At 55.4% G+C, this 20,644-nt stretch carries 11 protein-coding genes, 1 rRNA gene and 1 pseudogene; all 13 read left to right on the top strand.

Going from position 1 to position 20,644, the window contains the following annotated elements:
- Positions 1–132 precede the first annotated feature (132 nt).
- The 13 genes and pseudogenes from AH68_RS09735 (at position 133) to AH68_RS09670 (ending at position 20,460) form a co-directional block, all read left to right on the top strand.
- The gene (locus AH68_RS09735) at positions 133–1,449 is read left to right on the top strand and encodes an ABC transporter substrate-binding protein (RefSeq protein ID WP_039199530.1); all 1,317 of its coding nucleotides are present in this window, start codon (positions 133–135) and stop codon (positions 1,447–1,449) included.
- 182 nt (positions 1,450–1,631) lie between these two features.
- Entirely contained in the window at positions 1,632–2,600 is a 969-nt protein-coding gene (locus AH68_RS09730) for a carbohydrate ABC transporter permease (RefSeq protein ID WP_039199528.1), read from the top strand.
- 6 nt (positions 2,601–2,606) lie between these two features.
- Positions 2,607–3,476, top strand: a complete 870-nt coding sequence (locus AH68_RS09725; RefSeq protein ID WP_039199525.1) for a carbohydrate ABC transporter permease — start codon at positions 2,607–2,609, stop codon at positions 3,474–3,476.
- A 168-nt stretch (positions 3,477–3,644) separates the two neighbouring features.
- The gene (yicI, locus tag AH68_RS09720) at positions 3,645–6,059 is read left to right on the top strand and encodes an alpha-xylosidase (protein ID WP_039199523.1); all 2,415 of its coding nucleotides are present in this window, start codon (positions 3,645–3,647) and stop codon (positions 6,057–6,059) included.
- 177 nt (positions 6,060–6,236) lie between these two features.
- Complete coding sequence (locus AH68_RS09715; protein ID WP_039199521.1) at positions 6,237–7,724, top strand: glycoside hydrolase family 1 protein; 1,488 nt, start codon at positions 6,237–6,239, stop codon at positions 7,722–7,724.
- A gap of 72 nt (positions 7,725–7,796) precedes the next feature.
- Positions 7,797–8,981 (top strand): annotated as a pseudogene (locus AH68_RS09705) (IS3 family transposase); the annotation flags it as partial.
- Positions 8,982–9,054: 73 nt separating this feature from the next.
- A complete protein-coding gene (locus AH68_RS09700; protein WP_236682416.1) occupies positions 9,055–10,212 on the top strand; it encodes a LacI family DNA-binding transcriptional regulator in 1,158 nt (385 codons plus the stop codon).
- A gap of 215 nt (positions 10,213–10,427) precedes the next feature.
- On the top strand, positions 10,428–11,492 hold the full coding sequence (locus AH68_RS09695; protein ID WP_081995930.1) for an alpha/beta hydrolase fold domain-containing protein: 1,065 nt from the start codon (positions 10,428–10,430) through the stop codon (positions 11,490–11,492).
- 160 nt (positions 11,493–11,652) lie between these two features.
- Positions 11,653–12,951 (top strand): MFS transporter, encoded by a 1,299-nt coding sequence (locus AH68_RS09690; protein WP_052189222.1) that lies wholly within the window; start codon positions 11,653–11,655, stop codon positions 12,949–12,951.
- A complete protein-coding gene (locus tag AH68_RS09685) occupies positions 12,948–13,757 on the top strand; it encodes an alpha/beta hydrolase (protein WP_039199517.1) in 810 nt (269 codons plus the stop codon). The genes AH68_RS09690 and AH68_RS09685 overlap by 4 nt, the downstream gene beginning before the upstream one ends.
- Before the next feature lie 102 nt (positions 13,758–13,859).
- Positions 13,860–15,032: an SGNH/GDSL hydrolase family protein gene (locus AH68_RS09680; RefSeq protein ID WP_201772595.1), complete on the top strand. Its 1,173-nt coding sequence runs from the start codon at positions 13,860–13,862 to the stop codon at positions 15,030–15,032.
- A gap of 354 nt (positions 15,033–15,386) precedes the next feature.
- Positions 15,387–18,425, top strand: coding sequence for a cation-translocating P-type ATPase (locus AH68_RS09675; protein WP_052189220.1), 3,039 nt, complete (start codon positions 15,387–15,389; stop codon positions 18,423–18,425).
- A 507-nt stretch (positions 18,426–18,932) separates the two neighbouring features.
- Positions 18,933–20,460 (top strand): 16S ribosomal RNA (locus tag AH68_RS09670).
- The last annotated feature ends 184 nt before the right edge of the window (positions 20,461–20,644 follow it).

Genomic DNA, 20,644 nt, shown 5'->3' with positions numbered 1-20,644 from the left:
AGTTGCATCGAACATTTTTGTCGAAATTAGTTCATTCGTTTAACTTCAATAATGAAGCCGATGGAGGCTGGAAGGTTCCGGGGTCTATCCTGGAAATCTTCTTTAGTAATGGCGCTGAAAAAGGAGAAAACGATGAAGTGGTCCCGTAAGATCATGGCAGCCGTTCTGTCTGTAGCAAGCTTGATGGGTATGACATCCCTCTCTGGTTGCGGAAGCAGCAACAATGCTCAGGAGGAAAATCCTAAATCCATCAAGATCTGGCACTACGAGGAAGACAATGGTGCTATGGGCAAGGCCTGGAAGAAGGCCATGGATATCTTCGAGAAAGAGACTGGTGTCAAAGTCGAATTTGAGAAGAAATCCTTCGAGCAGATCCGCCAAACCGCCAGCCAAGTGCTCAATTCTGATGACGCTCCGGACGTCATGGAATACAACAAGGGCAACGCCACCGCAGGTCTGCTGGCCAGTCAGGGACTGCTGAGTAACCTCAACGATTATGTCAAGCAGTACAAGTGGGACAAGAAGATTTCTGGTTCTTTGGCCGACACCGGCAAATACAATGACAAGGGCGTGATGGGCTCCGGTGACTGGTACGGCATCACGAACTACGGTGAAGACGTCGTGATGTACTACAACAAGGACATGTTCGACAAGTACGGTATTGAGATTCCGACCACTATGGATGAGCTTGAGACTGCGATGCAGAAGTTCAAGGACAATGGCATCACTCCGCTCTCCGAAGGCGTGGCCGAATACCCACTGCAGCACCTGTGGTGGCAGCTGGTTCTGCAAAAAGCCGACAGCAAGTTCCTGAAGGCCTACGAGATGTACGACGGTGACGTCGATTGGCAGGGCAAGGCCACCACCTACGCAACCAACACCATCAAGAAGTGGGTTGATGAGGGCTACATCTCCAAGGACTGCACCGGCACCAAGGCCGAAGACGCCGGACAGAACTTCATCAAGGGTACCTACCCGATGTTCTTCTCCGGAACATGGTGGTACGGCCGCTTCCAGAGCGATATCGCCAAGAACTTCAACTGGACCATCGGTACCTTCCCAGAATCCAAGAAGATTCCCGGTTCCTCTGGCAACATCTGGGTGATTCCGGAGAACTCCAAGAAGAAGGATCTCGCCGCCAAGTTCATCAACATCACGCTGAGCGAGGAAGTGCAGGACCTGATGGGCAACAACGGCGGTCTGCCGATCGCGGCGAACGCCGACAAGATCACTGATCCGTCCAACAAGGAGCTCGTCGAATCCTTCAGCAAGGTGGTGAAGGAAGATGGCCTCGGCTTCTACCCGGATTGGCCGACCTCCACTTTCTATGACGAGCTCAACTCATCGCTGCAGGAGCTCGTCAACGGCACCTCCGACACCAAGACGGTACTCAATCAGATGAAGGACAACTACGACAAGGGCGTCGAAGCCGCCGGCGTCAAGAACTGAACGCCTGAACCATAACTGAAAGTAATTGAACCCAGGTGTGCGGGGTTCTCCCCGCACACCTTTTTCCTCTCCTGTCAGACTTTTCCGGGGCATGGCAACGCTGCCAGGCCCCATGCATCCGCAATCGAAGATTATTGCCGACCGGATGCCATATGTACGTTGAACTTGGAAAGTGACCTGCTATGACTACGACAAAGAACAAGAACCACTCGGTCGCTCCGATGGATGCCCGTGAAAAGGGGATGTCTCGAATCCCCGGCAGCCCGTCCAACAGGTTCTGGCTATATTTGATCCCAGGCTTTCTGATGTTGCTGTGGATCATCATCATCCCTGCCGTGTGGAATGTGTACCTGAGTTTCACCAACTACCGTGGTATCAAACCGCCGGTTTGGTGCGGATTGTCAAATTGGACCAAGCTCATACATGACACCACATTCTGGATCTCGTTCCGCAACTCGATCTGGATGATCATTGCTATGGTGGTCATCCCCATCCTGCTTGGTCTGATTCTTTCCTCTCTCGTGTTTGACGTAGTACAGAAGAAGTTTGGTGCAAAAACCGCCTCAACCATGCGAGCCATCTACTACTTCCCGCAGTTGCTGCCAATTTCCGTCGCAGCTCTGGTCATGGGCTGGATATTCCGACCGGAAAACGGCGCGTTGAACGCGCTGCTCAAGGCGGTCGGTCTAGGCTCGCTGCAGCATGATTGGCTCGGCAAACCAGACACCTCGCTGATCTTCCTGATGCTTATCATGATCTGGATTCAGGTCGGCTACCCTCTGGTCATCTTCATGTCCGGTCTGCAGCGCGTCGATCCGGAGTTGTACGAGGCAGCCAGCCTCGACGGTGCCAACTGGTGGCAACGGTTTCGCGCCATCACCCTGCCGTCCATCAAGCCCGAGATATTCGTGGTGGCGCTCACCTGCACCATCGCGGCCCTCAAGGTGTTCGGTCCGGTCTACATGCTGACCAAGGGCGGTCCGGGAACCAGCACCATAGTACCGTCGTACTATTCGTACACGCAGTTCTTCCAATCCCAACAGGTCGGCTACGGTGCCGCCATCTCCACGGCATTGACCGTGGTGGTCGTCGTGGTGTCGATTATCTTCACCAACGTGCAGGAGAAGGTCGCGAAAGAAGACGAGGAGTGATCTGAAATGACAAGCGTAACAATGGCAAAAGTACGTGCCCCGAAAGCCAAGAAGAACCGCACCGCCGGTGACTGGTTCATCCTTGCTCTGCTGATCGTGGGCGGGCTGGTGATGCTCTTCCCGTTCATCGTCCTGCTGCTCAACGCATTCAAAACAACCGCCGATTACAATGCGGCAGGCCCATTGTCGTGGCCAAAGGAGTTCAGTCTTGACGGTCTGATGAAGTTCTGGAACCGTGTCAACTACCCGGAAAAGCTGTGGAACAGCATTTGGACATCGGGACTGGTCGCCATCCTCGCGGTGATTCTGTCGATGTTCAACGCATTCGCACTCGGCATCGGCCGCGTCAAAGGGCGCCGATGGATTATTCTGCTCATCATGCTTGCCAACATGATGCCTCAAGAAGCCTTGCTGTACCCGCTGTACATCATGTTCAAGAACATAGGTCTATACAACTCCCAATGGGCGATCGTCATCATCTTCACCGTGATTCAGAGCGCTTTCGGCACCTACCTGCTTTCCTCGGTATATGGCACCTTCCCAAAGGCGATTCTGGAAGCGGCGACCATTGATGGTGCAAACCGTTGGACCATCTTCCGCAAGATCGTGTTCCCGATTTCCAAGCCGACACTGAGCGTCATGCTCGTATTCTTCTTCATCTGGACTTGGAACGAATACATGATTCCGATGGCCTTCCTAGTTGACAACTCTACGCAGACCATCCCAATCGCGGTCAGCTCTCTGTCCGGAGACCGCCTGATGGACGTGACCACAACCGCCGCGGCCTCGCTGGTCAGCATCGTTCCAACCCTCATCTTCTACCTGATCTTCCAACGTACGCTATCCCGTGGTATCACCACAGGCGCGGTCAAGTAGCGGATTGCCATACAGTTGCGGCCGGTTCCCTTCCCCGGCCGTGGCATTAAATCTGTGGCTGTCTCCGCTGTAATCTCCTTCATACGGAGAAAACAGCCATTTGTATCTGTACACATCTGTATGCAAGTCGTTTTTCAGACAAATCATCACAATAATCCAGGAGCAACAATGAAGTTCACTAATGGTTACTGGCTTACCCGGCCGGGCGTGGAAGCCCTGTACGCGCGTGACGCCTATGAGGTTGGCATTGGAAAGGACGGCGAAAGCCTGAACGTGCTCGCACCGGTGGCACCGGTTCGTGAACGTGCGAACACGCTGAATCTGCCGGCATTCGAGGTCAACATCACCAGTCCTGCTGAAGGCGTGATTCGTGTGACTGCCGACCACTGGCAGGGCGCGACAGAATACCCGGGATTCCTGCTGAACGCTGACGAGCCTGGCGACCGCGACTACATCGCCGCAGTTCAGGATGGCAACGGTGACGGCGAGATCGGTCAGATTGGCGCCTCGGCAACGTTGACATCCGGTGGGCTGAGCATAAAAGTAGTCAAAGGCTCGCCTTGGAATATGACATTCACCGGCGAGGGCGGCAAAGTGCTGACACAGTCTGTCGGAAAGTCCCTCGCCCGATTCAAGCTTGAGCCGCGTGCGGCCGTCAACGCGCAGCCCGTAGGCGAATTCGGTGTGAGTATGGACGGTTCCGCATACGACGAATCCGACGTATTCACCGGTATCCAGCTGCATCTGGGAGTGGGGGAGAACGTATACGGTTTCGGTGAGCGTTTTGGCTCGTACGTCAAGAACGGTCAGACCATCGATATCTGGAACGAGGATGGGGGTACCTCCTCCGAGCAGGGATACAAGGACATCCCGTTCTACATGACTTCCAACGGTTACGGCGTGCTGGTCAACAATCGTGGGCACGTGTCGTTCGAAGTCGGTTCCGAAAACACTGAGGCTGTGCAGTTCTCCGTGCCCGGGGAGAGTATCGACTTCTGCGTGATCTATGGGCCGACTCCGAAGCAGATTCTTGACCGCTATACTAAGCTGGTCGGCCGCCCGGCCAACGTGCCGGCGTGGAGCTACGGCTTATGGCTCACCACTTCGTTCACCACTAAGTATGACGAGAAGACTATCAACTCCTTCATCGACGGTATGGCCGAACGCGGCATTCCGCTAAGCGCCTTCCACTACGACTGTTATTGGATGCGCGAATTCCATTGGACTGACTTCGAATGGGATAAGCGCTTCTTCGGCGACATCGAATCTACACTCAAACGCCTGCATAAGGACAAGGGCTTGCATATCTGTGCCTGGATCAACCCGTACATCGGTCAGCGCGGTTCCATGTTCAAGGAAGGCAAAGAAAAGGGGTATTTGGTCAAAAAAGGCAATGGCGAGATTTGGCAGACCGATTTCTGGCAGGCTGGAATGGCGTTGGTGGACTTTACCAATCCGGATGCCCGCGAATGGTTCAAGGATAAGGTCAAGCATCTGCTGAACCAAGGTGTGGACGCCATCAAAACCGATTTCGGCGAGCGTATTCCACGCGATGTGGTCTGGTACGACGGCTCACCGAAGCTTTCCATGCACAACTGGTACACCCAGCTGTACAACCAGGCGGTGTTCGAGGCTATCGAGGAGACTTACGGCAAAGGCAAGGCGTGCCTGTTCGCACGTTCCGCCACGGTCGGTGGCCAGCAGGAGCCGGTGCATTGGGGTGGTGATTGCGAATCCACATTCAATGGCATGGCGCAGACCTTGCGTGCAGGTCTATCCATCACCAGTTCGGGCTTTGGATTCTGGAGCCATGATATCGGTGGTTTTGAGGGCGCATATCCTGATCCGGCCGTGTACAAGCGTTGGGTCGCTTTCGGCTTACTTGGTTCGCATTCCCGTATGCACGGGTCCTCTGTGTATCGTGTGCCATGGTTGTTCGATGAAGCGGACGAAAAGAACGGCGTGGTCAACGCACCGGGCCAGACCGCTGTGGATGTGGCGCGTACCTTCACCAAGCTTAAATTGAGTCTGATGCCGTACCTGTATCAGGTAGGTCTGCAACCGCATCTGTACGGTACTCCGGTAATGCGTTCAATGTTTGTCGAATTTCCTGACGATCTCACCTGCCGAACACTCGACCGCCAATACATGTTTGGCCCAAATTTGCTGGTGGCTCCGGTATTCACCTATTCCGGAGATGTAGATTACTATCTACCGTCCGGCACTTGGACTAATTGGTTCACCGGCGAGAAGGTAACAACCGAACACGGTATATGGCGCAACGAGCGCCACGGTTTCGATACCATTCCGCTGTGGGTGCGTGACGGCAGCGTATTGGTCACCAAGCCGGATGCCGAGACTCCGGATTACGAGTACGGCAAGGACGCGTTGATCTCAGTATTTCTCGATCATGAAGATCGGGCGGAGGCCGTAGTAACAGAAACGGATGGTTCTTCCGTGACATTTACTGCGTGCAGAACACCTATTGGGACAGAAATCGTCAGTTCCGACGGGCGTGCGTTTACTGCACGACTTGGGTTCGGTAAAACAGTTGCTGCGCAGAATGGCAAGGTGGTGCTGTGACAATCGATTCAGCAAGAATTCAGAATTCAGCGTGAACCCTACACATGGGTCAATATATTGCAGCACTCGTGCGTAATAAAAACTGCGGTGAGGTTGGCTCGGCTATAAACTCGAATTAACCTCACCGCTTTAATGCTGCGGCAACATGAAGCTAAAACTTATTGCGAAGGAGCATCGATGAACTACCGGTTTCCTGAAGGATTCACTTGGGGTACGGCAACCGCTTCATATCAGGTGGAAGGGGCCATTCATGAAGGAGGCCGCACGCCGTCCATCTGGGATACGTTTTGCGCCCGGCCTGACACCATATTCGATGGGTCTTCCGGTGAAAACGCATGTGATCAGTACCATCGCTATCCACAAGACATCAGTTTGATGAAAGAACTAGGCATTGGCGCGTACCGCATGTCGATCGCGTGGCCGCGTATTCAACCCACTCCAGACGGAACCGTCAACGCCGAGGGCCTGGATCATTATCGTCGCGTGCTGGATATGCTGCGGGATAACGGTATCAGGCCCGTTGTCACGCTATACCATTGGGATCTGCCGCAGTACCTGCAGGACTGTGGGGGGTGGCCTCGGCGCGATACAGCGCTGCGGTTCGCGGAATACGCGGCCAGTCTCGCCAAGGCTTTCGGAGACCGAGTGGATACATGGACCACGTTGAACGAACCATGGTGCGCGGCATATCTTGGCTATGGTTGTGGCGATCATGCCCCGGGAATCAAGGATCATGCACAGGCATTGGCCGCGGTGCATCACCTCAATCTGGCGCATGGGCTGGGCGTGCGGGCGATCCGCGCGGAACTAGGTGATAAAGCGCGCTGTTCAGTGACATTGAACCTGTCGGTCACCCGCGCCGCGACGGATTCCAAGGAGGACGTTATGGCCAAGAAACGTGCTGACCTATTCAATAATGAAGTGTTTCTCGGTCCCATGCTTGAAGGCAGATATGATTCTGAACTTCTTACGGCGACGGCGCGGGTCACCGATTGGAATTTTGTGCATGACGGTGACCTTGAGTCCATCCGGCAGCCGATTGACGTGCTTGGCGTGAATTATTATTCCACCAATACTGTGCGGTACCGTGCCGATGCCACCAGTATTGCATCCGATGAAACCGCACCCGTGGCAACGACCCCAGCTGGTCTTGATGTCCATCACAATCCCATTCCAGCGCAGGAACACGTGGAGACGTTGCCGCCTGAGGGCGAGTTGACAGCCATGGGTTGGAATCAAGATCCTCAGGGACTTACGGATATCCTCTTGGAACTTACGCGACGATACCCTGGACTGGAACTTATGGTCACCGAGAATGGTTCTGCCTGGGATGATGAGGTTTCGAAGGATGATTCAGTTGCCGGAGTTCTAGGTCCGATGGTGGCGGATGATGCCGCATCCTGGTCTGTGGTACCGGGGAGGATTGTGCATGATCCGAAGCGTGTGGCGTATCTTGACGCCCATATACTCGCTGTGGCCCGTGCCATTGATGCTGGAGCCAAAGTGACGGGCTACTATGCCTGGTCATTGCTTGACAACTTCGAATGGGCACTTGGCTATACCAAACGCTTCGGCATCGTACGTGTCGACTATGGCACGCAGGAACGCATCTGGAAGGATTCAGGATTGCGTTATCGCGATATCGCTCATACCAACGTCATTTAAGCCTACTGTTACTGTGGTATGAACTGATTTTTGTTCCGCATTTCCCCTAACTCGATGGGAGATGATGGAACCATGGCGAAAGGCACGAGATACACGCTGGAGTTCAAGGCGAAGGCCGTCAGGCTGTTGACCGAGTCGCGCAGCTCGTATTCGTCGGAGACCAAGCAGTCAGCCGAGGACGCGATGGCGGAGTTGAAGAGTCTGCGGGCCGAGGTCGCGCAATTGAGGCGGGCGAACGAGACATTGACGACGGCGTCGGCTTTTTTCGCGGCTAGGCCCGACCCGACACGGCGTTGATGGTCGCTTACATCGACGAATTCAAGGACCGTTTCAGGGTCGGGCCGATCTGCAGGGCGCTGGCCGCTTCGCTGGACTGCGGGTTCGTCACGCCGCGCGGCTACCGCATGTTCAGATCCGGGCCCGTCAGCCGCATGGCCGCTAGGCACGAGGCGCCGGCCCGCGACATCCTTCTGGTCCACTCGGATTTCTTCATGGCCGTGTACGGGTACTGCAAGACGCACGCCTGGTCGTCGGCGCGGGGCTGGGATCCGGCCGAGATCGGCCGCGGCCGGGTGATGAGCGTCATGCGGGAATCGGGAATCCGCGGCGTGCGCCGCGGCAGGACGCCCGTCACCGCCAAACCGGCGAAGGGCACGGGCGGCAGGCCCGACCTCGTGGAACGCGGGTTCGAGGCGGAGGCGCCGAACCGGCCGCATGTGGCCGACATCACCTACGTGCGCATGGACAACGGCTCGTTCGGCTACACGGCGTTCGCCGCCGACGTGTTCGCTCGCAGGATCGTCGGCTGGGCGCGCGCCACCACCATGGACACCAGGGAGCTGCCGCTACAGGCGCTGGAACAGGCGATATCATGGGCCGCCTCGCATGGCGGCACGGACGGTCTCGTGCACCATTCCGACCATGGCGCGCAGTACATCGGCCTCGTGTACGCCACCAGGGTCGGGGAATTCGGCATGCTTCCCTCGACCGGCACGGTCGGCGCCTCGTACGGCAACGCCATGGCCGAGAGCGCCGACGGCGCGTACAGGACCGAGCTCGTCTGGCGGCGCAAGCCCTTCCAGGATTTTGAGGGACCTGGAATTGGCGACGTTCCGGTGGGTCTCGTGGCGGGGACCCGAAGCGTCTGCACTAGTCCTTGGGCTACAGGACACCAGAACAGACCGAAACCGAGTATTATGCAAACCAAGCGGCGCAAACCGCCCCACTATAAGGGCGGAACAAAAATCAGGCCATATCATGCTACTCTCGGTACGCTTAACGTGTGTGGTGCGACGGAATCGGTGTAGCGCCGGAAGTGAGATGAGGTAACATGATCGGTTCGATGAATAATCTGCAACAAAAGGATGTTTTTCAAGAATCGCAACGATCGAAGCAGTCAGTGTCGAAGAAATCCCGCAGCAAGCGAGTGACTCTACAACAGGTGGCTGATGCCGCTGGAGTGTCGCGATCTGCCGCCTCGTTCGTTATGACGGGTCGCACTGATCAGCGTATTTCAGAGGCCACTATAAAAAAGGTGCGTAAGGCGGCTGCGGATTTAAGCTATCGACCTAATCTCACTGCTAAGACACTTCGTACTGGCAAGTCTGGCACGGTCGGCCTTGTCTCGGATTTTATTGGCACAACGTCGCATGCCAACTCCATGGTGATGGGGGCGCTGGATGTGCTGAGAGACAAGGGGAAGTTGTTGTTCACTGTGGATACCCAGGGTGACGCAGACGTGGAGAGCAAATCGATTAAAGCATTGTTGGATCGCCAGGTTGATGGCGTCATTTATGCAGCCATGTTTACACGTGAGGCGAAAGTGCCAGCCGTGTTGCGTACTGTACCGACAGTATTGCTGAATTGCCTTGATGAAACTGACGATGGTAGGGCAGATAGTGCGTTCTCCAGCGTGGTTCCTGATGAATATCAGGCTGGATGCGATGCGTCCCGTTTGCTGTTGGAAGCGGGGCATACTGATCGTATTGTTTTTGCAGGCTGCTTTCCAGAAGGCGTTGCTGGTGGTGTTCGATGGGGGTCTTGGGGTTCATGGGCGTTGCCCCAGCGTCTGCAGGGTATTGACGATACATTGAGGCTGGCGGGTTACGAACTGTTTGCGCATTTTGAGGCTACGGAATGGGAAATCGATTCAGGCAGGACGATCGCACATCAAGTATTGGCTTCCTGTTCGCGGCGTGATGAGCTTCCGACAGCAATTATCTGTGTCAATGATGCTGTTGCGTTCGGCATGATGCAGGTGTTGTTGAGTGAGGGTGTGCGTATTCCGGAAGACGTATCGCTGATTAGCTTCGATGGCAGTGATTGGGCTGCTGCTATGTTGCCTCCGATCACAACATTGCGCTTACCACAGTTAGAGATGGGAAGCGCTGCCGCAAGAATGCTGTTGGAGCAGAAGGAGACGGCGCAGCGAGTACGCATATCAATGCCATTGATTCAAGGGGCGACGGTCAGTTCCCCTCGCAAGTAAGATGCGATCGACGTTCGGCTGCGGCACGATCGTCGCTACGTGATGTTTCACGTGAAACAAAGAACGGCTCCAGAGACTCCTATCGATGCCGATTAACTTCAACACGCCAATAAAATTCTTTTTCCTCTATGCTATACTGATTTAGCAAGCAAGCTATACCGATTTAGCGTAGAGTGACAAGCAAAGTGGCTATCAATGACAACGAGGTGACACATATGGGTTCGATCGAAGTAGGGCAGCTCATTAACGCGTCCCTAAGAGGAGATGATCCTTACTACAGGCTTGACGTTTTCTTTCGTAACCGATTGTCTCTACGTCCCAATGCGACGCCACCTGCTCGACTCCCAGATGATTTTATGGAGCCTGCCGGCGTCTGGCGCCTGCCTTGGAACGTAACTGTGGAGGAACGCACTATCGGTGGCGCACAGAATGCCGTGTCGGTTCGTATATATCGTGACAAATCCTGCGGGGGAAAGAACAACGCTTGGCTGCTGTGGGCGCATGGCGGAGGCTTCACCGAAGGAAGCATCGATACTGCGGAAGCTCATGCGACTTGTGCCGAACTAACTGCACGTACAGGCACGACTTGCATTTCGGTAGATTATCGACTGACTCATGATGGACGGAATCTTTATCCAGCCGCATTGGATGATCTGTTCGATGTGTGGGCGTGGATAGTGGAGCAGACGCAACGCAATGCTCAGCAGACAACGCTGATGATAGGCGGAGCTAGTGCTGGCGGTAACCTTGCCGCTGCGTTATGCCGCAAGTTGGTTGACTCTTCTCGTGAAGGCGGCGTGTTGCTGCCGGTGCCACATGCTTTTCTTGGTGCATACGGTGTTTTTCACGATATGCAGCGTGAATTGGTAAAAGGCTGGGATGCTAATACGGGCATATTGCCAACGCCGTTGCGTTTTACTCCACAGGTCTGCAAAGACATGTATGCGCGTTATGTCGGTCGTGCCACCGATTTTCCAGCATACAGTGTGCCTGGGGAATGCGATGCGTGGCAATTGCATGGATTCCCGCCTTCCGCGCTGATTTGCTGTGAATTCGACGATTTGGCTCCTTCCAGCATGGTGTTTGCCGAGCAGCTTCGTCAAGCGGGCACGCCGGTGCAATTACGTATGGCGGCTGGCGTGCTGCATGGCTTCTTGAACTGGTATCCGTCTGAACGGCTACCGCAGACGTTGGCTGCGATTCGGTTCCTTGCTGCGTTTATAGAAGAGCAGATACAAAAACAGGCGAGGGAAAGGAGAGATGAAAGTTTTATCGACTGACCGTATCAAGCATAACTATGCTTACCCAATCAAACCTGTGGGGTGAGCAATGATGGTTGAATAAATAACTCGCTTATGACGAGATGTCAGCAACGTACAGAGATGTACGGCAGTGCTGATTAAACGACGTTTTATTAAGATAACAATTGAGGAGAAAACAATGTCATCAACAACGAAGTCTGCTGGCATTATCAAGGCGTTGAAGCATCCAAATCCATGGTGGGTTGGCTTCGTGTGCGGCATGGCCACTTTTGTGGACAATGCGGCGACCATGGGTGTTTCCACGGCATTCGTGCTTTATCAATCCGGAGGAAGACTTACCGGTAACCAGATTGGTATGCTGACTTCATCCGTCACTATTGGCGTGGCCTTGGGCTCATTCCTTGGAGGACGTCTTGGAGACCGTTTCGGACGTCGTCATGTGTTCGTCGGTACTATGCTGATAATCATTTTGGGTGCGTTTATTCCGTTCATCAGCACGGATTTTGCATTCATGCTGCCGGGCGTTTTGCTGCTGGGTTTGGGTATTGGCGCGGATTTGCCAGTGGCCATGGCCACTATTTCCGAAACGGCGACTGATAAGAACCGAGCAAAAATTCTTGTATTCTCCAACCTTTTGGGTGGTTTCGGCATTTTGATGTCAGTGCTGTTGGGTATTTTCTTTGGCAATTCAGGCGTGTTCGGCGGTCATGTTATCTTCGGTGCGTTCGGCGGGGTGGCAGTTATTGTGTTACTGATGCGTCTGACGATTCCAGAAACCGAAACATGGTTGAAGGCCAACGAGGAACGCAAGGAGGGTGTGCACACTCTGCGCGCTGACAACTCCAGCGTTAAGGATTTGATGAAGACCCCGTGGCGCAAGCCGTTCGTGACTCTCGTGTGCTATTACTCGCTTGTTGCCATCTCTGTGTCTGTTTCTTCTGGATTCGGCACGTACATCGCTTACAACGTCGCCAATATCTCGGTGTCTACCTACTCCACCGCGTCGCTTGCCTGTATGCCTCTGGCCATTCTTGGTGCAGCGTGGTTCATGGCTGTTGCCGATTCCAAGTGGCGTATGACCTATTATGTCATCGGCTCGGTTTTGGTCGCGGTGAGTGGTCTGATTCCGGTGATCTTTGGTTTCAACCTGGTGACGCTGTGCGTCTTCACCTATATTGTGACTTTCGCCGGTGCGTTCTGCTACGAGACCATCATGAAGGTATGGACTCAGGAGTCCTTCCCGACTATGCTTCGTGGCACCGCCCAGGGTTTCATCTACGGTATTTCTCGTATACTGACCGCAATCATGAGCGCGGTAACCCCGGCGTTGCTTGTCTTTAACCCCAAGATGCTGTATGTGGGCATTGCGCTGCTGTCGGCTGTTGGTTTCTTCGTTGGCTGGCTTGGCTTCCATAAGAGCACGGGCAATACATTCCAGACTGAGGCTCAGATTGAGTCGGAAGGAGCGTTGCAATGAACCTCAAACCCATCTCATTCGACGTCGAAGGATTGACGTTACGCGGTTCGGTATATGAGCCGAAAGGCGGTTTTGAACAAGAAAAGCGTTATCCGACGGCACTTCTGTTCCATGGTTTCGGTGGCAATAGAATCGACTTTTCAGGGTTCATGGTGCAGATGGCCAGGTCGCTAAGTCAGCAGGGCATTGTCGCGATTACCTATGATCGTGCCGGCCATGGTGAAAGCGACGGAACATTCTTCGACGTGAGCATTAGTCGTGAAGTCCGTCATGCCAAGCAGGTGCTGCAACAGGTTTGCTCACTGGACTATGTTGACGAAAACAATCTGCACTTTGGTGGTATTAGTTTGGGTGCGGTTGTTGAATCAATCGTTGCGTCCGAGACCGCAGCTAAGCCACGCAGTATGGTCATGGTGTCGAGCGCTGCATCTTGCGTTGACGAAATAACGTCGGGGAAAATTCAAGGTAAATCACTGGAAGGGTTGCGGACTCAGGCCTATTTCGATTTCATGGGTGCAAAAATGGGGCCAGCCATCGTCGAAGATGTCAAAGGGCTTGATTTGTACGCCAAAGTTACTGGGTGCACCAGTGATGTGTTGCTGATACACGGTACTGCGGACTTTGTGCCGGTGGAGTATGCGCAACGCTACAAAGATGTCTTCGGTGATCGAGCCACGCTGATAGTGAAAGAAAACGGAGACCATGGTTTTTGTTCGGTGCCTGATCGTGAGTTCGTCATGAGCAAGACCGCGCAGTTCATCGCTGAGCACGCTGGTGTCAGTTATCAGGGTGTAGAGATTTTCTGAGAACGATTCGAAGGAGTGAAGATGTGCAATGATGTTTCCGTAATCGCCTCTTCTGACGCGTCCAACGCGAGTCGTGTGCTTAATCTGCCAGAAGGTGGATCGGTGCGTTTGTGCGGTGCCATGGATGTGCAGCGCGTGACCATTGGTGAACGTACTGGGTTACGCCCTATTCGTCTTCCATTGTCTGGCTTGGTGCAACGTTCCCTGTACGAATATGAGACGGTGCGCACGGTGGTATCTGGATGTTCTGGTGTGCATCTGCGTGTTCGCACGGCGGCTGATGCCATACGGCTTGCGGTACGTGCTGCGCGCGTGGATTATGGTGAGCTGAATAGTGAGTTCAATGCATTTGCCGCCACAGTTGATGGGCACACGGTATGCGAGGTGACGTCTCAGCCGGATGCCATTGAGCAGGTGTCGCGCGATGGGCGTACTTGTGTGCGTACAGAGCTTGATGAGTGTTCAGTTGTAGAGTTCACAGGTCTTGGTGCCATTGGTGAAAAGACTGTGGTCATTTGGCTTCCGCAAACGGTAATTGTCGATTTGCTGGGCGTTAGTGGCGTCCATGGTGAGCCGGTCGAGGCTGCGGAGGAATCCTCGACACCGCGCTGGCTTCATTACGGCAGCTCAATTAGCCACTGCCATACACCGTCCAGTCCGTTGCAGGTGTGGCCAGTGCTGGCGGCTGGTTTGAATGATTTGGAAGTCACCAATCTTGGTTTTGCCGGTCAGTGCATGCTTGATCCGTACGTGGCGAAGGCTATTGCGGCGAGCGATGCAGATGTCATTACGCTGTCGGTCGGTGTGAACATTACCGGTGCGCGTGCCATGAATCAGCGGACATTTACACCTGCCCTGCACGGTTTCCTTGACGTCATCCGTGAGCGGCACCCAGATACTCCAATTGTGCTAGTCTCATCTATTTACTGGCCGGACAGTGACGATGTTCCTGGTCCTTCTGATGTGCGCTTCCATGATGATGGTTCTGTGACCTGCTATTCGTATGGTGACCGTAAGGAAATTGCGGTTGGCGCATTGACATTGGAGCAGTCTCGCGAGGAGCTGCAGCATGTGACGCAGGTTCGTCACGATACGTATGGGGAAAATATTCAGTATCTTGATGGGCTGACGTTGTTTGGTCCGTCTGATGTAGAGAATTTCTGTTTGCCAGACGGCCTGCATCCGGATGCTCAGCTGTATGCGGAGATAGCCCGTCGTTTCTCTTGCCAAGTTTTTGCTGATAATGGCTTGGTTCCACGAGCTTCACTGCATTAGTAGTTTTCCAATCCCTAGCTACTGCCAAATGCTGTGTTGATAGCCTGCGGCTCGCGGCCGCAGGCTTTTCTTTTTGTGATGTTATTGAGATTGCAGATATGCGGCTCATGTTTCACGACATGTTTCACGAATTTGCGAAATTTTGACAAAAGACGGTGTGTGGCAGTATTACAAAATGGGCACGGTGTGCAATAATGGCAGGTATGCACCGATGGCGCACGCCCGGTGCCCGCAACCGCGCAGCATTGCCCAGTTCGGCGAGTGGTTGCGAAAATCGCAATTTTCCGCGGTTTTCGTACTATCACAACGGCAGGGGAGAGCTGACTACTCCGCGGCGCTCCCAAGGAGATCATCATGGTTGATCGCAAGGAAGATCAATCCACCCAATTCCGCGATACCAGTTCGGGAAATTTCGAACAAGCGAAAAATATCGCGGCGCAAACGCAAGTCGATCCATCGCTCGCCGATGCGCAAACCGTCGCGCAATCACTTGGCGTCGATTTGAATACCGGCCTGAGCCAGGCGGAAGCCAAGCGGCGACTCGACAAGTACGGGCCGAACGAACTCGCGTCCGCACCGCCGGTGCCGAAATGGAAGAAATTCCTCGAACAATTCAAAGACCCCCTTGTCTACCTGCTGTTGGCTGCAACCGGCATTTCGCTCGTTGCATGGTTCATCGAACGGGCCAACGCCGTGCCGGGTGCGGAAGGCGGCGAAGCATTGCCGTTCGACGCCATCGTCATCGTGCTGATTCTCATCGTCAACGCGGTGCTCGGCTACATTCAGGAATCGAAGGCGGAAGCGGCCGTCGAAGCGCTCTCCAGCATGACCGCGCCGCAGACCAACGTGCTGCGTGGCGGTCAAATCGCCCGCATCAACACGGTTGACGTGGTGCCTGGCGACATTATCGTGCTCGGTGAAGGCGACTCCGTCTCCGCGGACGGACGCCTCTTCGCGGCTGCCAGCCTGCGCGTCGCGGAAGCCAGCCTTACCGGCGAAAGCGTGCCCGTCGGCAAAAAGACCGACACCCTCGCACAGGCGAAAGCCCTTGGCGACCGCGCCAACATGGTGTTCAACGGCACGTCCGTAACGCAAGGCACCGGCCGAGCCATCGTAACTAGCACCGGCATGGGTACGCAGGTCGGCAAAATCGCGGATCTGCTGCAAGCCACGGAAGACGACGAAACCCCGCTGCAAAAGGAAATGAACTACGTTTCCAAAATCCTCGGCACCGCGGTATGCATCATTGCGGTCGTGGTGCTGGTCGCGCTCGCGCTTACCGAAGGCTTCCACGACGTTCACGATGTGATCGATTCGCTGCTGTTGGCCGTTTCGTTGGCGGTCGCGGCCGTGCCGGAAGGTTTGGCTGCGATTCTTATGGTAGTGCTTGCACTCGGTGTGCAGCGCATGGCCATGCATAATGCGATCGTCAAGAAGCTGCATTCGGTGGAAACGCTCGGTTCCGCGTCGGTGATCTGCTCCGACAAAACCGGTACGCTCACCCGCAATGAGATGACCGTGGAACGTGTGGTCACGCCGAGCGGCGAAGTGCAGCTCACTGGCACTGGCTATGCGCCGGAAGGCCGCATGGTGGTCGATCCGCAGATCATGGAACATGCGCAAATACGCGAGATCATCGAATCGGAGGCCGTCGCAACCCTTGCCGTGGGTGCGCTGGCGAACGACGGCGAACTGCGCGAATCTGCTGCTTCTGCCGGAAATGCGGAAAACGTAACGTGGGAGGCAGTCGGAGACCCGACCGAAGTCTCACTCATTGTCGCAGCACAAAAAGTGAAGGCGAATCGCAAGTATGCCAACTATGAGCGTGTCGGCGAAATCCCCTTCACTTCCGAACGTAAGCGCATGTCCATCGTGGCACAAGACAACGCTGACGCCGGACGTCTGACCGTCTTCTCCAAGGGTGCCCCCGATGTACTTCTTGGATATTGCAGCAGGATTGCGGTCGGCGGTGCCGTTCGCCCCCTTACGGAAGGCGATCGTCAGCAGATTCTTGCGACTGTCGAACAGCTTTCTTCCGACGCGTACCGCACGTTGGGTCAGGCCTACCGTCCGCTCGGTACCGCTTCGCTTGCGCAAGTGCCAGGAGTCAGGCTGAATTCCGCGGGTCATGTTGCCGATATTGCGGAACAAAGCGATGTGCTTGAGAATGATTTGATTTGGGTCGGCATGGTCGGCATCATCGATCCGCCGCGTACGGAAGTGCGTGATTCCGTGGCAGAAGCGCATCGCGCCGGCATCCGCACGGTAATGATTACCGGCGACCACCCGCTGACCGCAGCTCGCATCGCCACCGATTTGGGTATTATCGACAAGGGCGGCAAGGCCATGACCGGCAGCCAGCTTGACGAACTGCCCGACGAAGCGGCCTTCGACAAGGTGACCAGTGAAGTGTCCGTCTATGCGCGAGTCGCGCCGGAACACAAGCTGAAAATCGTCGAATCGTTGCAGCGGCAAGGTAATATCGTGGCCATGACCGGCGACGGTGTGAACGACGCTCCCGCCGTTAAAACCGCCGATATCGGCGTCGCCATGGGCATTACTGGCACTGAAGTAACCAAGCAAAGCGCGAAAATGATTCTCGCCGACGACAACTTCAGCACCATCGTCGCAGCCGTGCGCGAAGGACGAGGTATTTTCGACAACATCCGCAAGTTCCTGCGCTATCTGCTGAGCTCCAATGTGGGCGAAGTGTTCACCGTGTTCGGCGGCGTGATGCTCGCCGGATTCCTCGGCATCACCCAGCCCAACAGCCAAGGTGTGATTGTGCCTCTGCTCGCTACGCAGCTGCTGTGGATCAACCTGCTCACCGATGCCGCGCCCGCGCTTGCTATGGGCGTCGACCCGTCTACCGATGACGTGATGGCACGCAAACCGCGCAAACTCACCGATCGTGTGATCGACGCCGAAATGTGGGGCGACATCATTTTCATCGGTGTGATTATGGCGGCCGTCACCCTGATTGGCATGGACATGCATTTGGCTGGAGGCCTGTTCACTGACCGCTCCGTCGATGCGATCGGTCACGACGCGCAAATGACTGAAGCGCGCACCATGGGCTTCACGATTCTCGTGTTCACCCAAATGCTGAACGCGCTTGCCTCGCGCTCGCACTTGCAGTCGGCGTTCGTCGGCCTGTTCTCCAACAAGTGGCTATGGGGCGCGCTCGCACTGAGCACGGTGCTGCAGCTGGCGGTGATCTACATTCCGTTCCTCAACACCGCTTTTGGTACGGTACCGCTCAGCGCCGGCGCATGGGTCGAATGCTTGGGCCTTGCCATGATCGTGCTCATCGCTTCCGAACTGCGTAAATGCGTCCTCCGCGCCAGATTCCGCAGCCCCTTATCCAGCTTTCCGGAAGGGAAAGGTTTGTGAAGTCAATAATTGATGGGCTTCTTCTTGCCTAATCCTTTTGGTGAGATGGGAGGTGCGTGGGATGCATTCGTTTGTTGAAGTACGGCGTCTGATGAAATTTAAGTGTTTCTGTGGAAAAGGAGAAAGACGATTCAGGTGGACGGAATTGAGACACGCCGATGAATGTGTTGTGTCGCAAGGGTTTTGACCGTGTTTCCGGGAAGCCGATTTGCGTGGATTGGCGATGTGCTGTAAGTTTGTCTTTTGCTGCCGCTCGGCGATTGGTTCCCCGGCTGGGGTGCTTCGAGGTGGGTGAGTGGTGGTGGTTTGAGAACTCAAGAGCGTATTTGTACTACTTCTTTATAGTCAATGATTGCCAGTCCGTCTTACGGCCCGCGCGCGTTTGGCGTGTGGGTGCCGGGAGGCCGGTCAAACGGGACGGGGTTTTTGCGGACAGTCCGTTTTCCTGATAAACGGATGTCGGTTTCTTATTTTTGAGAGTCACATGTTGGCTTTCTGCAAAGGTTTTTTGTGGAGGGTTCGATTCTGGCTCAGGATGAACGCTGGCGGCGTGCTTAACACATGCAAGTCGAACGGGATCCATCAGGCTTTGCTTGGTGGTGAGAGTGGCGAACGGGTGAGTAATGCGTGACCGACCTGCCCCATACACCGGAATAGCTCCTGGAAACGGGTGGTAATGCCGGATGCTCCAGTCCATCGCATGGTGGTCTGGGAAAGCGTTAGCGGTATGGGATGGGGTCGCGTCCTATCAGGTAGTCGGCGGGGTAACGGCCCACCGAGCCTACGACGGGTAGCCGGCCTGAGAGGGCGACCGGCCACATTGGGACTGAGATACGGCCCAGACTCCTACGGGAGGCAGCAGTGGGGAATATTGCACAATGGGCGCAAGCCTGATGCAGCGACGCCGCGTGCGGGATGACGGCCTTCGGGTTGTAAACCGCTTTTGATCGGGAGCAAGCCTTCGGGTGAGTGTACCTTTCGAATAAGCACCGGCTAACTACGTGCCAGCAGCCGCGGTAATACGTAGGGTGCAAGCGTTATCCGGAATTATTGGGCGTAAAGGGCTCGTAGGCGGTTCGTCGCGTCCGGTGTGAAAGTCCATCGCTTAACGGTGGATCCGCGCCGGGTACGGGCGGGCTTGAGTGCGGTAGGGGAGACTGGAATTCCCGGTGTAACGGTGGAATGTGTAGATATCGGGAAGAACACCAATGGCGAAGGCAGGTCTCTGGGCCGTTACTGACGCTGAGGAGCGAAAGCGTGGGGAGCGAACAGGATTAGATACCCTGGTAGTCCACGCCGTAAACGGTGGATGCTGGATGTGGGGCCCGTTCCACGGGTTCCGTGTCGGAGCTAACGCGTTAAGCATCCCGCCTGGGGAGTACGGCCGCAAGGCTAAAACTCAAAGAAATTGACGGGGGCCCGCACAAGCGGCGGAGCATGCGGATTAATTCGATGCAACGCGAAGAACCTTACCTGGGCTTGACATGTTCCCGACCGCTCCAGAGATGGGGCTTCCCTTCGGGGCGGGTTCACAGGTGGTGCATGGTCGTCGTCAGCTCGTGTCGTGAGATGTTGGGTTAAGTCCCGCAACGAGCGCAACCCTCGCCCTGTGTTGCCAGCACATGATGGTGGGAACTCACGGGGGACCGCCGGGGTCAACTCGGAGGAAGGTGGGGATGACGTCAGATCATCATGCCCCTTACGTCCAGGGCTTCACGCATGCTACAATGGCCGGTACAACGGGATGCGACACGGCGACGTGGAGCGGATCCCTGAAAACCGGTCTCAGTTCGGATTGGAGTCTGCAACCCGACTCCATGAAGGCGGAGTCGCTAGTAATCGCGGATCAGCAACGCCGCGGTGAATGCGTTCCCGGGCCTTGTACACACCGCCCGTCAAGTCATGAAAGTGGGTAGCACCCGAAGCCGGTGGCCTAACCCCTTGTGGGATGGAGCCGTCTAAGGTGAGACTCGTGATTGGGACTAAGTCGTAACAAGGTAGCCGTACCGGAAGGTGCGGCTGGATCACCTCCTTTCTACGGAGTTTTTCAGGACGCCGGTCGGCGTCCGTAGTGTGGCCCGCATGCCGGAGAGAGTCTTCGGAGGGTGTGGGCGTGCTGGTGTGGAAGAGATCGTGGGCTTCGCGGGTTCCGTTGGGGGCCTGCGGGGAGTGGTATGGGTATGCTTTTGGGTTCCCGGACCGCCACCCGCGACGTTTGG

It is taken from the genome of Bifidobacterium catenulatum PV20-2, assembly GCF_000800455.1.
Classification (GTDB): Bacteria; Actinomycetota; Actinomycetes; order Actinomycetales; family Bifidobacteriaceae; genus Bifidobacterium; species Bifidobacterium kashiwanohense_A.
The sequence above is the reverse complement of the archived record's forward strand: the minus strand, read 5'-3'. Positions and strand labels throughout refer to the sequence as shown.

Excerpts from the sequence above, each read along its gene's own strand:
- AH68_RS09735 (WP_039199530.1), top strand. The coding sequence starts at position 133 with ATGAAGTGGTCCCGTAAGATCATGGCAGCCGTTCTGTCTGTAGCAAGC.
- AH68_RS09730 (WP_039199528.1), top strand. The coding sequence starts at position 1,632 with ATGACTACGACAAAGAACAAGAACCACTCGGTCGCTCCGATGGATGCC.
- AH68_RS09725 (WP_039199525.1), top strand. The coding sequence starts at position 2,607 with ATGACAAGCGTAACAATGGCAAAAGTACGTGCCCCGAAAGCCAAGAAG.
- yicI (WP_039199523.1), top strand. The coding sequence starts at position 3,645 with ATGAAGTTCACTAATGGTTACTGGCTTACCCGGCCGGGCGTGGAAGCC.
- AH68_RS09715 (WP_039199521.1), top strand. The coding sequence starts at position 6,237 with ATGAACTACCGGTTTCCTGAAGGATTCACTTGGGGTACGGCAACCGCT.
- AH68_RS09700 (WP_236682416.1), top strand. The coding sequence starts at position 9,055 with ATGATCGGTTCGATGAATAATCTGCAACAAAAGGATGTTTTTCAAGAA.
- AH68_RS09695 (WP_081995930.1), top strand. The coding sequence starts at position 10,428 with ATGGGTTCGATCGAAGTAGGGCAGCTCATTAACGCGTCCCTAAGAGGA.
- AH68_RS09690 (WP_052189222.1), top strand. The coding sequence starts at position 11,653 with ATGTCATCAACAACGAAGTCTGCTGGCATTATCAAGGCGTTGAAGCAT.
- AH68_RS09685 (WP_039199517.1), top strand. The coding sequence starts at position 12,948 with ATGAACCTCAAACCCATCTCATTCGACGTCGAAGGATTGACGTTACGC.
- AH68_RS09675 (WP_052189220.1), top strand. The coding sequence starts at position 15,387 with ATGGTTGATCGCAAGGAAGATCAATCCACCCAATTCCGCGATACCAGT.